This is a genomic window from Pantoea sp. 1B4, assembly GCF_016925765.1.
In the GTDB taxonomy this organism is placed as follows: Bacteria; Pseudomonadota; Gammaproteobacteria; order Enterobacterales; family Enterobacteriaceae; genus Pantoea; species Pantoea agglomerans.
The window spans coordinates 660,253-675,944 of record NZ_JAEUWZ010000001.1 but is presented as its reverse complement, the minus strand read 5'-3'; the positions used below and the strand labels follow the sequence as shown (position 1 = coordinate 675,944).

At 54.6% G+C, this 15,692-nt stretch carries 12 protein-coding genes and 2 pseudogenes; 8 read left to right on the top strand and 6 right to left on the bottom strand.

Annotated elements, in window-relative coordinates:
• Window positions 1-90: 90 nt before the first annotated feature.
• Window positions 91-942: a translation elongation factor Ts gene (gene tsf / locus JNO11_RS03070; protein WP_010254097.1), complete on the bottom strand. Its 852-nt coding sequence runs from the start codon at window positions 940-942 to the stop codon at window positions 91-93.
• 181 nt (window positions 943-1,123) lie between these two features.
• Window positions 1,124-1,850, bottom strand: a pseudogene (gene rpsB / locus JNO11_RS03065) (30S ribosomal protein S2).
• A 318-nt stretch (window positions 1,851-2,168) separates the two neighbouring features.
• Between rpsB and map the strand changes: the two are divergent.
• From map to JNO11_RS03045, 4 genes and pseudogenes are all read left to right on the top strand, one after another.
• Window positions 2,169-2,963, top strand: coding sequence for a type I methionyl aminopeptidase (map, locus tag JNO11_RS03060; protein WP_010254092.1), 795 nt, complete (start codon window positions 2,169-2,171; stop codon window positions 2,961-2,963).
• A 68-nt stretch (window positions 2,964-3,031) separates the two neighbouring features.
• Window positions 3,032-5,687 (top strand): annotated as a pseudogene (gene glnD / locus JNO11_RS03055) (bifunctional uridylyltransferase/uridylyl-removing protein GlnD).
• An 83-nt stretch (window positions 5,688-5,770) separates the two neighbouring features.
• Window positions 5,771-6,595, top strand: a complete 825-nt coding sequence (dapD, locus tag JNO11_RS03050; RefSeq protein ID WP_010671859.1) for a 2,3,4,5-tetrahydropyridine-2,6-dicarboxylate N-succinyltransferase — start codon at window positions 5,771-5,773, stop codon at window positions 6,593-6,595.
• A 224-nt stretch (window positions 6,596-6,819) separates the two neighbouring features.
• Window positions 6,820-7,212 (top strand): DUF3461 family protein, encoded by a 393-nt coding sequence (locus JNO11_RS03045; RefSeq protein ID WP_010254085.1) that lies wholly within the window; start codon window positions 6,820-6,822, stop codon window positions 7,210-7,212.
• A 61-nt stretch (window positions 7,213-7,273) separates the two neighbouring features.
• Here JNO11_RS03045 and JNO11_RS03040 read toward each other — a convergent pair whose 3' ends face one another.
• The 3 genes from JNO11_RS03040 to dgt form a co-directional block, all read right to left on the bottom strand.
• On the bottom strand, window positions 7,274-8,431 hold the full coding sequence (locus JNO11_RS03040; RefSeq protein WP_010254083.1) for a CdaR family transcriptional regulator: 1,158 nt from the start codon (window positions 8,429-8,431) through the stop codon (window positions 7,274-7,276).
• Between the two features lie 185 nt (window positions 8,432-8,616).
• The gene (gene degP / locus JNO11_RS03035) at window positions 8,617-10,062 is read right to left on the bottom strand and encodes a serine endoprotease DegP (protein ID WP_010671858.1); all 1,446 of its coding nucleotides are present in this window, start codon (window positions 10,060-10,062) and stop codon (window positions 8,617-8,619) included.
• 134 nt (window positions 10,063-10,196) lie between these two features.
• Window positions 10,197-11,687, bottom strand: a complete 1,491-nt coding sequence (gene dgt, locus JNO11_RS03030) for a dGTPase (protein WP_010254077.1) — start codon at window positions 11,685-11,687, stop codon at window positions 10,197-10,199.
• A 92-nt stretch (window positions 11,688-11,779) separates the two neighbouring features.
• Between dgt and mtnN the strand changes: the two genes are divergently transcribed.
• The 3 genes from mtnN to JNO11_RS03015 all read left to right on the top strand — a co-directional run bounded on the left by mtnN (window position 11,780) and on the right by JNO11_RS03015 (window position 13,639).
• Window positions 11,780-12,478, top strand: a complete 699-nt coding sequence (mtnN, locus tag JNO11_RS03025) for a 5'-methylthioadenosine/S-adenosylhomocysteine nucleosidase (protein ID WP_010254075.1) — start codon at window positions 11,780-11,782, stop codon at window positions 12,476-12,478.
• Window positions 12,471-13,265 carry a vitamin B12 ABC transporter substrate-binding protein BtuF gene (btuF, locus tag JNO11_RS03020; RefSeq protein WP_010671857.1) on the top strand — a complete coding sequence of 265 codons (795 nt, stop codon included), beginning with the start codon at window positions 12,471-12,473 and terminating at the stop codon, window positions 13,263-13,265. Before mtnN ends, btuF begins: the two co-directional genes overlap by 8 nt.
• A 122-nt stretch (window positions 13,266-13,387) precedes the next feature.
• Complete coding sequence (locus JNO11_RS03015; RefSeq protein WP_010254068.1) at window positions 13,388-13,639, top strand: hypothetical protein; 252 nt, start codon at window positions 13,388-13,390, stop codon at window positions 13,637-13,639.
• 30 nt (window positions 13,640-13,669) lie between these two features.
• Here the strand turns inward: JNO11_RS03015 and erpA are convergent, their stop codons facing one another.
• Window positions 13,670-14,017 (bottom strand): iron-sulfur cluster insertion protein ErpA, encoded by a 348-nt coding sequence (gene erpA / locus JNO11_RS03010; RefSeq protein WP_010254064.1) that lies wholly within the window; start codon window positions 14,015-14,017, stop codon window positions 13,670-13,672.
• Window positions 14,018-14,220: 203 nt separating this feature from the next.
• Here erpA and hemL point away from each other — a divergent pair, with 203 nt between their 5' ends.
• Window positions 14,221-15,501, top strand: a complete 1,281-nt coding sequence (gene hemL, locus JNO11_RS03005) for a glutamate-1-semialdehyde 2,1-aminomutase (protein ID WP_010254062.1) — start codon at window positions 14,221-14,223, stop codon at window positions 15,499-15,501.
• Window positions 15,502-15,692 lie beyond the last annotated feature (191 nt).

Below are 15,692 nucleotides of genomic sequence, written 5' to 3'. Positions count from 1 at the left end.
ATGAAATTGCTATTGGGATGAAACTGAAAACGTATCTGTTGCGATTTACAGACAAAAAAAGAACCGCCATCTGGCGGTTCTTTCAAAGCATTAAGACTGTTTGGACATTGCTGCAACTTCTGCAGCGAAGTCAGACTCAACTTTCTCGATGCCTTCACCAACTTCGAAGCGGATGAAGTTGATAACGTCAGCGCCCTGCTCTTTCAGAGCCTGGCCAACGGTTTTGCTTGGGTCGATAACGAAAGCCTGACCAGTCAGAGAGACTTCGCCGGTGAATTTCTTCATACGGCCTTCAACCATCTTCTCTGCGATCTCTTTTGGCTTGCCAGACTGCATCGCGATGTCCAGCTGAACCTGGTACTCTTTATCAACCACGTCAGCAGAAACGTCTTCTGGCTTAACGAATTCAGGCTTGCTTGCCGCAACGTGCATCGCGATCTGTTTGATCAGATCTTCGTTAGCGCCTTTGGTTGAAACCAGAACGCCGATACGTGCGCCGTGCAAGTAGCTGCCCAGCTCTGCGCCTTCCAGGATAGCAACGCGACGGATGTTGATGTTCTCACCGATTTTAGCAACCAGTGCAACGCGCTCTTCTTCGAACTGCGCTTTCAGAACTTCAACGTCGGTAACGCGATCAGCTGCAGCCACATCCAGAACTTTGTCTGCGAACGCCTGGAAACCGCCATCTTTTGCAACGAAGTCAGTCTGGCAGTTTACTTCCAGAATCACGCCGTAGTCGCCAACGATCTTGGTTTTGATTACGCCATCAGCAGCAACGTTGCCTGCTTTTTTCGCTGCTTTGATTGCGCCAGACTTACGCATGTTCTCAATCGCCAGCTCAATGTCGCCATTCGCTTCAGTCAGCGCTTTTTTGCAATCCATCATGCCAGCGCCAGTACGCTCACGCAGTTCTTTTACCAATGCAGCGGTAATGTCAGCCATTCCAGAATCCTCGGTTCGTGCCTGTGTACGTTTGCACCAGCAGACACTTATTTGCGGAAAATTTACTCTGTCCCGCCGTCCGGTTGGGGGCGTAACAGACTTAGATAAAATAAAGGGGCCAGTATAGGCCCCTTACAGATCACATCTGAATGCTAAGGGCTCTTATGCAGAGCAAACCTTATTAAGCGTTTTCTAAAGACGCTTCTTCAGCTTGCTCAGCCAGGTCCTGAGAGCGGCCTTCGCGAACGGTGGTCGCAACGGCAGTCAGGTACAGGTTTACAGCACGGATTGCATCGTCGTTACCTGGGATAACGAAATCAACGCCATCTGGATCTGAGTTGGTATCAACGATAGCAAATACCGGGATACCCAGGTTGTTTGCTTCTTTGATTGCGATGTGTTCGTGGTCAGCATCGACAACAAACAGCGCGTCTGGCAGACCGCCCATATCTTTGATACCGCCCAGGCTGTTTTCCAGCTTGGCCAGCTCACGCGCACGCATCAGCGCTTCTTTTTTTGGTCAGTTTGTCGAAAGTACCATCCTGAGACTGAATCTCCAGATCTTTCAGACGCTTGATTGACTGACGCACGGTTTTCCAGTTAGTCAGCATGCCACCCAACCAGCGGTGGTTTACGAAGAACTGGTCGCAGCTCAGTGCAGACTCTTTTACCGCCTGAGCAGCAGCACGCTTAGTACCTACGATCAGGATCTTACCTTTACGGGAAGAGATCTTGTTCAGTTCAGCCAGAGCTTCGTTGAACATAGGTACAGTTTTTTCCAGGTTGATGATGTGAACCTTGTTACGAGCACCAAAGATGAATGGCTTCATTTTTGGGTTCCAGTAACGGGTCTGGTGACCGAAGTGAACACCAGCCTGGAGCATGTCGCGCATGGAAACAGTTGCCATGATAAAACCTCTAAAGTTTGATTGGGGTTGGGCCTCCATGTATCCCATACGACCGACCTCTTTCAAGGCACCCCGGCGTATGTGTCGATACATGTGTGTTTTATTACACATAATGAGAGTTATGCGTTTCCTGCTGACCGAAACGGCCATACAGAGAATCGTCGGCGCGCTTTATACCACAACCAGCCCAGGGACGCCAATAAATGATCGCTGACGGAGGTCAGCGCGTTCTCTATTTGGCAGCCCATTTGCTGGCTGCTAACATGACAGCACAGAACTTATTATTGTCGAAAATTTCGACAACTGCGGATTAATTTAATGGCAATTTCAATTAAAACCCCTGAAGAAATCGAAAAAATGCGCGTCGCGGGCCGACTGGCCGCCGAAGTGCTGGAGATGATCGAGCCTTACGTAAAACCGGGTGTGACCACCGGTGAACTGGACCGCATCTGCCACGATCACATTACTCAAAAGCAACAGGCCGTCTCCGCCTGCCTCGGCTATCACGGCTTTCCGAAGTCGGTCTGCATCTCGGTGAATGAAGTGGTGTGCCACGGGATCCCCAGCGATGATCGTCCGTTAAAAGATGGTGATGTAGTGAATATCGATGTCACCGTAATTAAAGATGAATACCACGGCGATACCTCAAAGATGTTTATCGTCGGTAAGCCGACCATTCAGGGCGAACGCTTGTGCCGTGTCACGCAGGAGAGCCTCTATCTCTCACTGCGTCTGATCAAGCCCGGCATCCGCCTGCGCGAACTGGGCCGCGCCATCCAGAAATATGTTGAAGCCAACGACTTCTCTGTGGTGCGCGAATATTGCGGCCACGGTATCGGCAAGGGTTTCCATGAAGAGCCTCAGGTGCTGCATTACGATGCCGATGATGGCGGCGTGGTACTCCAGGCAGGTATGACCTTTACGGTAGAACCGATGGTCAACGCCGGGGATTACCGCATCCGCACCATGAAAGATGGCTGGACGGTAAAAACCAAAGATCGCAGCTTGTCCGCGCAGTATGAGCATACTATTGTGGTGACGGAGAACGGCTGTGAGATTTTAACCCTGCGCAAAGACGACACGCTGCCCGCTGTGCTCGTCGCCGAAGGGTAATTCCCCCCATTACAGATCAAGCCGGCGCTGAGCCGGCTTTTTTTTGGCTAAAAAAAGAGAAGAGCTGCATGAGCGTGAGTCTGTCAGAAGATGTGAAAAACGGTCTGGTCGATTCGCCAGCCGAATGGGGTGACGACCAGCTGACGCGTGACATTCTGAAGCCGCGGCTGGAGCAGTTTCAGCAACACCTGGCCGCCGCGTTTGATGCCGGTGAACCCGTTGAGCCGCTGATTGATGCCCGCACGCTGTTTATCGATCGTCTGCTGCGTCGCCTGTGGCGCTTTTTTGGCTTTGATGAGATGCCGGCTATCGCGCTGGTCGCCGTTGGCGGCTATGGCCGTGCCGAGCTGCATCCACTCTCTGATATTGACGTCCTGATCCTGAGCCGCCAGCCGCTGAATGAACAGGCTGCGCAGCGCACCAGCGATCTGTTAACGCTGATGTGGGACCTTAAGCTGGAAGTGGGTCACAGCGTCCGCACGCTGGAAGAGTGCCTGCTGGAGGGGTTATCTGACCTGACCGTTGCCACCAATCTGATTGAGTCACGCATGCTGACCGGCGATGTGGCGCTGTTTCTGGAATTACAGAAAAACATCTTCAGCGATGGTTTCTGGCCCTCATCCTGCTTTTTCGCCGCCAAAATTGAAGAGCAGCAGGAGCGCCACAAGCGTTATCACGGCACCAGCTATAACCTTGAACCGGACATTAAAAGCAGCCCCGGTGGCCTGCGGGACATTCATACGCTGCAGTGGGTCGCCCGACGCCATTTTGGCGCCACCACGCTGGATGAGATGGTCGGCTTTGGTTTCCTCACCGACGCGGAGCGCAGCGAACTCAACGAATGTCAGGCATTTCTCTGGCGCATCCGCTTTGCCCTGCACCTCTCCCTGCCCCGCTACGATAATCGCCTGCTGTTCGATCGCCAGCTCAGCGTGGCACAACGCCTGAATTACCAGGGCGAGGGCAATGAGCCGGTCGAGCGGATGATGAAAGATTTCTATCGGGTCACGCGGCGTATCGGCGAACTGAATCAGATGCTGCTGCAGCTGTTTGATGAGGCGATTCTGGCGCTCTCCACCAGCGAAAAGCCCAGGCCTATTGATGACGATTTCCAGCTGCGTGGCGATTTGATCGACCTGCGCGACGAAACGCTGTTCCGGCGAGAGCCGCAGGCAATCCTGCGCATGTTCTACGTGATGGTGCGTAATGACAGCATCAAAGGGATCTACTCCACCACCCTGCGTCACCTGCGCCATGCGCGTCGTCATCTTAAACAGCCGTTGTGTCAGATCCCGGAAGCGCGCCGCACCTTTATGTCGATTCTGCGCCATCCCGGCGCGGTCAGCCGGGCGCTGGTGCCGATGCATCGCTACAGCGTGCTGTGGGCTTATACGCCGCTGTGGGGCCATATCGTCGGACAGATGCAGTTCGATCTGTTTCACGCCTACACCGTAGATGAGCACACCATTCGGGTGTTGCAGAAGCTGGAAAGTTTTGCCAATGAAAGCACCCGCCCGCAGCATCCACTGTGCGTCGAGTTATGGCCGCGCCTGCCGCAGCAGGAGCTGTTGCTGATGGCCGCGCTGCTGCATGACATTGCCAAAGGGCGCGGCGGCGATCACTCTATTCTCGGCGCGCAGGATGCGCTCGATTTTGCTGAAATGCACGGCCTCAACTCACGTGAAACCCAGCTGGTGGCCTGGCTGGTGCGTCATCATCTGCTGATGTCGGTGACAGCACAGCGGCGCGATATTCAGGACCCGACGGTGATACAGCAGTTCGCCGAGGTGATGCAGAATGAGAACCGGCTGCGCTATCTGGTTTGCCTGACCGTAGCCGATATCTGCGCCACCAATGAAAGTCTGTGGAACAGCTGGAAGCAGAGCCTGTTACGTGAGCTCTTTTTCGCCACCGAGAAGCAGTTGCGACGCGGCATGGAAAACAGTCCGGATCTGCGTGAGCGGGTGCGTCATCATCGCCTGCAGGCGCTGGCGCTGCTGCGGATGGACAACATCGATGAAGAGCGTCTGCACCAGATCTGGAATCGCTGCCGCGCTGACTACTTCCTGCGCCATACGCCGAATCAGATCGCCTGGCATGCCCGTCACCTGCTGGTTCACGACCTGAAAAAACCGCTGGTGCTGGTCAGTCCGCAGGCCACGCGCGGCGGGACCGAAATCTTTATCTGGAGTCCCGATCGCCCGCACCTGTTTGCCGCCGTTGCGGGTGAACTCGATCGCCGTAATCTCAGCGTGCACGATGCGCAAATCTTTACCAGCCGCGACGGCATGGCGATGGATACCTTTATTGTGCTGGAGCCGGATGGCAGCCCGCTCTCTCCGGATCGCCATCCGATGATCATTCAGGCGCTGGAGCAGGCAATAACCCAGTCAGAGTGGGCGCCCCCCGCGTACCCGCCGTCCGTCGGCCAAACTCAGGCATTTCAGCGTCGATACCGAGGTCAATTTCCTGCCGACGCATACCGATCGTCGCAGCTATCTGGAACTGGTGGCGCTGGATCAGCCAGGCCTGCTGGCGCGGGTCGGTGAAGTCTTTGCCGATCTCGGAGTCTCACTGCATGGCGCACGCATCAGCACCATCGGCGAGCGGGTCGAAGATTTGTTTATTCTGGCCAACAGTGAACGTCAGGCACTGGACGAAGAAATGCGAAAAGCGTTGCGACAACGGTTGACAGAGGCCCTTAATCCAAACGATAAAGTGTGACCAGACTCGATTTGTAAACATTAATCTCTTTACTTGTGTCGGGGTATTGCCCGGCATCGCACATGACAGATCAGGAAAAAAATATGCAACAGTTACAGAGCGTTATTGAATCCGCCTTCGAACGTCGCGCTGACATCACACCCGCCAGCGTCGACAGCGAAACCCGTGATGCCATCAACCAGGTGATCGCCCTGCTGGACAGCGGTGCACTGCGCGTTTCTGAGAAGATCGACGGCGAGTGGGTAACGCATCAGTGGCTGAAGAAAGCCGTACTGCTCTCTTTCCGCATCAATGACAATCAGGTGATGGAAGGTGCAGAAACCCGCTTTTACGACAAAGTGCCGATGAAGTTTGCAGGCTGGGATGAAGCGCGTTTCAAAGAAGCCGGTTTCCGCGTCGTGCCGCCTGCGGCTGTGCGTCAGGGTGCCTATATCGCCCGCAACACGGTGCTGATGCCTTCTTACGTCAACATTGGCGCCTTTGTGGATGAAGGCACCATGGTGGACACCTGGGCAACCGTTGGCTCCTGTGCACAGATTGGTAAAAACGTTCACCTTTCTGGCGGCGTGGGTATCGGTGGCGTGCTGGAGCCGCTGCAGGCGAACCCGACCATCATCGAAGATAACTGTTTCATTGGCGCGCGCTCTGAAATCGTTGAAGGCGTGATTGTTGAAGAAGGTTCCGTGATCTCAATGGGCGTTTACATCGGTCAGAGCACCAAAATCTATGACCGCGAGACCGGTGAAGTGCATTACGGCCGTGTTCCTGCGGGTTCCGTAGTGGTCTCAGGTAACCTGCCCTCTAAAGATGGTAGCTACAGCCTCTACTGTGCCGTAATCGTGAAGAAAGTGGATGCGAAAACGCTGGGCAAAACCGGCATCAACGAACTGCTGCGCACCATCGACTGATTTAAGTGACGGGCTGGTTTCCAGCCCGTCATCTTTTCTTTACAGTGATTCCCAAATAACATGCTTCGCGTCGCGAATTAACTGGTGCGTTTAGTTTTTATTCAGGTCATAATCCGCGCCAGTTAAATCCTGTCGCGCAATGTTCATCCCGCTTATTTATGTCTACAGTTGACGGACGTCATGAACAAGTCTGCGCGCTTCTCACTTTTGATGGAAACAACGCTATGTATGACAATCTGAAAAGCTTAGGTATCAGTAACCCGGACGACATTGACCGCTATAGCCTGCGTCAGGAAGCCAATAACGACATTCTGAAAATCTACTTCCGCAAAGATAAAGGTGAGTTTTTCGCGAAGAGCGTCAAATTCAAATATCCGCGCCAGCGCAAAACGGTTGTTGCCGATCACGCGACCCAGGGCTACAAAGAAGTTCAGGAAATAAGCCCGAATCTGCGTTATGTCATCGATGAACTGGACCAGATTTGCCAGCGCGATCAGGTTGAAGTCGATCTGAAACGCAAAATTCTGGATGACCTGCGTCACCTGGAAAGCGTGGTTTCTCACAAGATCACTGAAATTGAATCGGATCTGGAAAAATTAACCCGTAACGGTCGTTAATTTCCTGCCCGACCAGAGAGGCCAGCATTGCTGGCCTTTTTTTATGCCGCAAATCTGCACTTCAGCCCTGCTCATCCAGTTGCAAAGCAACATAGAGCAACAGCCTGTCATCAAAATGGCCAAGATTCAGTCCGGTCAGTTCAGAAATCCGGTTCAGCCGGTATTCCAGCGTATTACGATGAATGAACAGCGCACGCGCGGTGGCGCTCGGCTGGACGTTATGGGTAAACCAGGCGATCAGCGTGCGGCGCAGCAAGCCGTTGTTATCCATGCTCTTGAGCTTCGCCAGTGGTCGGGCGAGCTCATTGGCCTGCCAGCCACCCCGCAGGCTGTCGAGCAGCACGGGCAGCACCAGATCCTGATAAAAATAGCTGCGCACCTCGGGCATACGTTGCTTGCCCACCATCATCGTGGTGCGCGCCGTCCGGTAAGAGCGTGCGATGCTGCCGGGTCCGGTAAAGAAGTTGCCCAGCGCGATACGCATCCGAAGATGACCGCTCTCTTTCATCCGCTGTAGTAGCTGCTCTACGCGGCGGCGATGATCTTCCTGATCGTGACGCCCATGCCCATTAAGGGCCGGTTTCAGCACCACCATTTCGGTCAGTGACACAATCGCGATCAGATTGTCCCGCTCCGGCGTGGTCAGCAGCGTTTGCAGCTGCTGTAACTCTGACATCGCGCTGTCTACCCCGAGCTGACCACTATCCACTTCCACCACGGCGACCACACGCGGCTGATTGAGATCGATCCCGAGCCGCTGCGCCCATTCGGTCAGCTGTGGCGACAGGGTATCGCTGCGGATCAGGTTCAGTACCAGCTCTTCACGCAGACGGCTGTCCTGCGCCAGCATATGCAGCAGCCGGGCCTGCTCCAGCATCATCTCCGCGGTCATGCAGACCAGCTCGCCATAATGCCGCAGCGCCAGCGGCTCACCGGTCAGGCCGATCACCCCGACGATGTCACCATCGATGCGCAGCGGCAGGTTAATGCCAGGCCGCACACCATGAAGATGTTTAGCCACGGCCTCATCGATGTCGACAACGCGCCCCTGAGAGAGCACCAGCAGTGCACCTTCGTGCAACTCCCCAATACGTTCCCGGTCACCGCTGCCGATAATCCGGCCCCGCGCATCCATCACGTTGACATTGCTGTCAATAATTTTCATGGTGCGCGCCACGATATCCTGTGCCAGCCGGGCATCAAGGTGATAGGTAGCCATCCATTACTCCTGAAAAAGAGGGGGAGAAACAGAATACGCATGCACAGCACGCAGAACATTGTGCAATTGCACAGAGCCAGGCCGTCATTTGCCGAATTTGCGGCGAGCATCACACTCTGATGAGGCAGAAAGTGGACATAAAAAAAGGCGGACCGCAGTCCGCCTCTTCATCCGTTGCTGTTCTCTTACTGCATCAGCAGATAGATACTGCTGTCGCCGCGTTTTACATTCAGCGCCAGAACGGACGGCTTGCTGTCGAGAACTTTGCGCAGCTCACCCAGGTTGGTCACTACCTGCTGGTTAACGCCCTGGATCACATCGCCCTTTTTCAGGCCGATACGCGCCGCAGCACTGCCCGGTTTCACGTTATCAACCCGGACACCTTTGGTACCCGCTTCGATATTGCTGAGATCGGCGCCTTCAATGCCAGTGTAGATGGTCGCGGACTGCACTTTTGACTGGCTGCTCTGCTGCAACTTAACAGAGACATCGACCGGTTTGCCGTCACGCAGCAGCCCCAGTTTCAGGGTGGTGCCAACCGGCAGTGAGCCCACTTCCGCACGCAGCGAAGCAAAGCTGCTCAGCGGTTTACCGTTCATCGAGACAATGACATCACCCGCTTTGATACCGGCTTTGGCAGCCGCAGAGTCTGGCAGCACCTGGCTGACAAAGGCACCACGTTGTGCGTCGACCTTCATCGCTTTTGCCAGCTCGGAGTTCAGCTCAGTCCCCTGCACGCCCAGCTCGCCGCGTTTCACCTGACCAAACTCGACCATCTGTGCCGTCAGGTTTTTCACCATGTTGCTGGGGATAGCAAAGCCGATACCGATGTTGCCGCCATCGGGCGCCAGAATGGCGGTGTTAATCCCAATCAGTTCACCGTTGAGGTTAACCAGCGCACCACCGGAGTTGCCCCGGTTAATGGCCGCATCTGTCTGGATAAAGTTTTCGTAGTTTTCCACGTTCAGGCCACTGCGTCCCAGCGCGGAGACGATACCTGAGGTGACCGTTTCACCCAGACCATAAGGGTTGCCGATCGCCACGGTATAATCGCCGACGCGCAGGTTGTCAGAGTCAGCGATTTTGACTGCGGTAAGATTTTTGGCTTCCTGCAGCTGAATCAGGGCAATGTCAGAGCTGGGATCTTTACCGATGACTTTGGCGTCATAGCGACGACCGTCGCTGAGCTGTACCTGAATTTTGGTGGCATTATTCACGACGTGGTTATTAGTTACCACATAGCCTTTGTCAGCGTTAATGATGACACCCGATCCCAGAGCACGGAATTTTTCCTGCTGTGTATCAGGCACTGGCGCGCCGCCGTTACCGCCTGCACCGTCGCCGTTCTGGCACATCGGTGAACCCTGGAACGGGGAACCATCCTGGCAGAATGGCGAATTGTCGCCAAAGAATTGCTGAAATTGCTGCGGCATACGCGGGGTTTTCACCGTGGTGGTCCCCTCGACGCTGATACTGACCACAGACGGCATCACCTTCTCCAGCATCGGTGCCAGACTTGGCTGTTGCAGGCTATCGGAAGAGGCCGTTTGCGCAGCAGAAACAGTAACAGGGGCGAGCGCCATGCTCAGGCTCAACGCCAGCGCACTTAACATTAAGGTCTTTTTTTTCATTTTTCGTTTCTCAATAAGATTACTGTTCAGACCATTGCTGTGGTCGAAAGGTGAGATAAATGTTTTAGCGCGAAGTTCCTTTAAAAGTTTAAGGCAAAAGTAAAAATTTATTCGCGCTCTTTACAATTGGCGGCTTATTCTACCGCCATCAGTCGCCGGTACTCATCCCAGGCATAGAGATCGGTCATACCACTGATATAATCCTGAATGAGCCGGAAGCGATAATAACGTTCCCACAACAGACGCTGATATTTATGTTCTACAACCAGATTACGCATCTTATGCAAATAGGCTTTACGGTGTTTACCCGAGAGCTTATGAAAAAGCCGGGTTTCGATCGGATGCTGACGCAGGAAATCTTCATTTATCAGCGTGGTAAAGGCTTCGTAATTAAGGCGCATCAGCGGCTGATAGATCTCCAGCAGCCCTTTAATCACCCGGTAACCCTGCAACTCCAGCTGCTCTACTTCAGAATGATTAAAGACCTGCTGGCGCGCAACGGTTTTAAACAATTGCAGTAAGCGGCCCTCTTCACCCTCATCTTCCAGTAGCGCATGGTTAAAACTTCCATCGAATATAGCCGGAAGATTATCAACAAAACGTTTCACCGCATAGCTTACCAGTACGCTCTGAACATTTACGCGGAGTGACATAAAAAATTGATCGCTGCGGCTTCGGCGTTTTTTACTGCAGGCTTCACGCCAGGCTTCGCCAATAGTCCGGCTGAAAGCGTCATTATTTTTAACCGGCCCCCAGGCTTTATTGAGGAACTCATACAAACTTTCAACATTAAAGATATCTTTTTCTACAGCGTCGTCCAAATCGGCAATACAATAGGAGATATCATCCGCAGCTTCCATTATATAAGTCAGCGGAAAACGGTGGTGTTCTTCCATATTGGTGGCAGCACGCAGGTCGGCAATATAATCCTGCTCAGAGAGATAAAACCCAGGCTTCTTCATGAGTACGCTAAATTCGGCGGGCTTTTCCCCCTGCCACCAGGCAGGCGCGGTATATTTCAGGATGCAGGCGACCTGAGAATAACTGAGATTCAGTTGCAGCAGCGTATGCACCATCCGGATCGCCTGCGCATTGCCTTCAAAGTGGCAGAGATCCTGGCGGATCATGGCGTTGAGTTGATCAAAGGCTTTACGCTGTGCTTCTCCTTCCACGCCGGCCACCAGCGGATCCACCAGCTCGGCAGAGAGGTTCTCTTCAAACCAGTCGTTAATCGCCGCCTCGCCAAAATGGCCAAAAGGCGGATTACCGACATCATGCATCAGACAGGCCATCTCTATCAGACTTTCAAACGCGCCTTCCAGCTCATCAAGACCATACTGCGCCAGCCCGCCCTGCATCTTCAGGGTTTGCAGGATCTCTTTGGTGATGTAACGCCCGGTCTGCTGCACCTCCAGCGAATGCGTCAGGCGGGAACGAACGGCAGCGTTACGCTCCAGCGGAAACACCTGCGTTTTTTGCTGCAAACGCCGGATTGCGGCGGAGTTTATAATCCGTCCGCGATCGCTCTCAAAATGGCGCGTAATGTAATATTCGCCTTCCGGTTCCTTGCGGCTGTTATAAGGGCGCGAGAAGCTGATCTTCTTCCTGAAATTGATCGCTGACATGGATTACCCCTTATTTTTTCGTGAATTAATCCCCTGAATGCCATGGTAGACTATGCCCTAAATTTTGATTCTTTACATTAGCGGAACTCACTATGAAAGCAGGCATTATTGGCGCGATGGAGCAGGAAGTCACACTGCTGCGCGACAAAATTGAAAACCGTCAAACGCTGTCGCTGGCGGGTTGTGAAATTTATACCGGCACCCTGCAGGGCGTTGAGGTGGCTCTGCTGAAATCGGGCATTGGTAAAACCTCTGCCGCGCTGGGTACCACGCTGCTGCTGCAGCTCTGCAAGCCGGATGTGGTGATCAACACCGGTTCGGCTGGCGGTTTAGCGCCGTCGCTCAGCGTCGGTGATATCGTGGTGTCAGAAGAAGTGCGTTATCACGATGCTGACGTCACCGCTTTTGGTTATGAGCCGGGTCAGATGGCGGGTTGTCCGGCGGCGTTTGTGGCAGACAGCAAGCTTATCGCCGCTGCAGAAGCCTGTATTCAGCAGCTGGATCTGAATGCCGTACGCGGTCTGGTGGTCAGCGGTGATGCCTTTATCAATGGTGCCGAACCGCTGGCGCGCATTCGTAATCTGTTCCCACAGGCGATTGCCGTTGAGATGGAAGCCACCGCTATCGGCCATGTCTGTCATCAATTCCAGGTGCCTTTTGTAGTAGTCCGCGCCATTTCCGACGTGGCCGATAAGCAATCTCACCTCAGCTTTGATGAGTTCTTAAGCGTTGCGGCGAAGCAATCTTCGCTGATGGTGGAGAACCTGCTGGCGCATCTGGCGCGTGGCTAAAACGCTACTCCTCTGCTGGCTGCTGCTGCTGAGCGGCAGCCTACTGGCTTCACCGCCACGCGTGATTACCCTCTCCCCTCACCTTACCGAACTCGCCTTTGCTGCCGGGATTACCCCGATTGCGGTCAGCGCCTGGTCCGACTATCCGCCGCAGGCGAAACAGATTGAGCAGGTCGCAAACTGGCAGGGCATCAAGGCTGAACGTATTCTGCAGCTTAAGCCGGATCTGGTGTTAGCCTGGCGAGGCGGTAATCCGCAGCGGCAGATTGACCAGCTACAGCAGCTCGGCGTGCCGGTTAAATGGATTGATCCGCTGACGCTGGATGAGATGTTCACGGCGCTGGCCGATCTGGGCCACTGGAGCCCCAGACCGGAGCAGGCAACTCGCGCTGCCCGCCAGTTACGTCAGCAGGAAGCCGCGCTGCGTCAGCGCTATGCTCATCTGACTGCGGTTCCGCTTTTTTTGCAATTTGGTCAGCAGCCCCTGTTTACCGCCGCCAGAGCCACGCTGCAGAATGAAATTATTACGTTATGTGGCGGCAGGAACATCTTTGCTGACAGCCGCGTCAGCTGGCCGCAGGTCAGCCGTGAGCAGGTGCTGATGCGCCATCCTCAGGCCGTTGTGACGGGTGGCAGTGCGCAGCAGGCGGAAAACATCCGGGTGTTCTGGCGACCGCAGCTGGATGTACCGGTGATTGCCATCAACGAGGACTGGCTTAGCCGGCCAGGCCCGCGACTGCTGCTGGCCGCGCAGCAACTCTGTGCGGCCCTGCATCCCGATGAATAAATCAGCGAATTGATTAAAGTCACTGCGATTTTTGCCGTTGATCAATACCAGAGACGAACGCGCCACGTATGCTCGCCGTCCTTTTAGCGCTCCGGCGCTTTTTAAAACACCAGGAACCTTATATGACCAGAGCACTGCTGCTGGCCATAGGGCTGTCGATCGCCGGTTCTGCCTTTGCAGGATCGATAAATGGCTCTATTGGCGCCAGACTTGTCATCTATTCACGCTGTGAAATCAACACGGCTAACGGTCAGCCCGCGCCGCAGATCAACTGCGGCAGACAGGCAAGCGCGCAGCCGCGCGTAACAAACGGCCAGATTCAATCGCAGGGAAGTGTGAAGCAAAGTAACCGGCTGGTCACAATAGAATGGTAAACGAGGCCGTCTGTATGACGGCCTGCATTATCAGATACTGAAGGAAGAGCCACAGCCACAGGTGGTTTTGGCATTCGGGTTGGTCACGATAAAGCGTGAGCCTTCCAGACCTTCCGTGTAATCCACTGAACCGCCCACCAGATATTGCAGGCTCATCGGATCAACCACCAGTGAGACGCCCTGCTTTTCAATCGTCATGTCGCCATCATTCATCTGGTCATCAAAGGTGAAGCCGTACTGGAAACCACTGCAACCGCCACCGGTGATATAGACGCGAAGTTTCAGCGCCGGGTTCTCTTCGTCGGCAATCAGGTTCTTCACCTTGGTGGCTGCGGCGTCGGTAAACTGCAACGGCAGTGCTACTACTTCATCACTCATGTTTTACTCCGGTAAACGCCCAGGTCAGAAAACGACCTTAATTACGCTATTATCAGCCAGCACCTCAGCGCAATCAAGCTCTGCCCTTCGCACTCTGTGCCGCTTTCACTCCTGTTAAGGGCACAGGGGATGAATGCACCTTTCGTCTGCTGCCCCTCTTCCGTAGAATGGCGCAATATTTTTATGAACCGCTGGAGCCGAAAATGAGTAAGTCCGAACAACTGTTTGCCGAGGCACAACGCCTGATCCCGGGTGGGGTAAACTCGCCAGTACGCGCATTTACCGGTGTGGGCGGCGTTCCGCTGTTTATTGAACACGCTGATGGCGCCTATCTCTATGACGCTGACGGCAAAGCCTATATCGACTATGTCGGCTCATGGGGTCCGATGGTGCTGGGTCATAACAACGCGGCGATTCGTAACGCCGTGATTGAAGCGGCACAGCGCGGCTTAAGTTTTGGCGCACCGACCGAAATGGAAGTGACCATGGCACAGCTGGTGTGTGAGCTGGTGCCGAGCATGGAGATGGTGCGGATGGTCAACTCCGGCACCGAAGCGACCATGAGCGCTATCCGTCTGGCGCGTGGCTTTACCGGCCGCGATAAAATCATCAAGTTTGAAGGCTGCTACCACGGCCACGCCGATCATCTGCTGGTGAAAGCCGGCTCCGGTGCGTTAACACTGGGTCAGCCGAACTCGCCGGGCGTACCGGCCGATTTCGCTAAACATACTCTGACCTGCACCTTTAACGATCTCGACTCAGTGCGCAGCGCTTTTGAGCAATATCCCGAGTCGATTGCGGCCATCATCGTTGAGCCGGTGGCTGGCAACATGAACTGCATCCCACCTCAGCCGGAGTTCCTGCCGGGTCTGCGTTCACTGTGTGATGAGTTCGGCGCACTGCTGATTATTGATGAAGTGATGACCGGTTTCCGTGTCGCGCTGGGTGGCGCGCAGGCTCATTACAATGTGCGCCCTGATTTGACCTGCCTTGGGAAAATCATTGGTGGCGGAATGCCCGTCGGTGCGTTCGGTGGCCGTCGCGAAGTGATGGCAGCGCTGGCCCCGACCGGTCCGGTTTATCAGGCGGGAACGCTATCCGGTAACCCGATCGCCATGGCGGCGGGTTTCGCCTGCCTGACGCAGATCGCGCAGCCGGGCACCCATGAGAAGCTGGATGCCCTGACCCGCAAGCTGGCAGAGGGTCTGCGTGAAGCAGCACAACAGCAAAATATCCCGCTGGTGATTAACCATGTTGGCGGGATGTTCGGCCTGTTCTTCACCGATGCTGACAGTGTGACCTGTTACGCCGATGTGACCCGCTGCGATGTGGAGCGCTTTAAAACCTTCTTCCACCTGATGCTTGAAGAGGGCGTTTACTTTGCGCCTTCAGCCTATGAAGCGGGCTTTATGTCGCTGGCGCACAGCGAAGAGGATATTCAGCGCACTGTCGACGCCGCGCGTCGTTGTTTCGCGAAGCTGTAATTGCGGCAGCGTTAGAGGCAAAGACCGGCAGCAGCACCCGGTCCAGGATCTCACAGCAACATAAAACTCAACGCGCAGGGAACACGGGCAGAGGAGGAAAGCGTCCCGCGCCAGGGACAAAAGCGCCGGGAGCGCTTTTGAACAACGCAAAGCGTTGGCCCGTTTACGGGCGCACCTCAAGGATGAGGTGC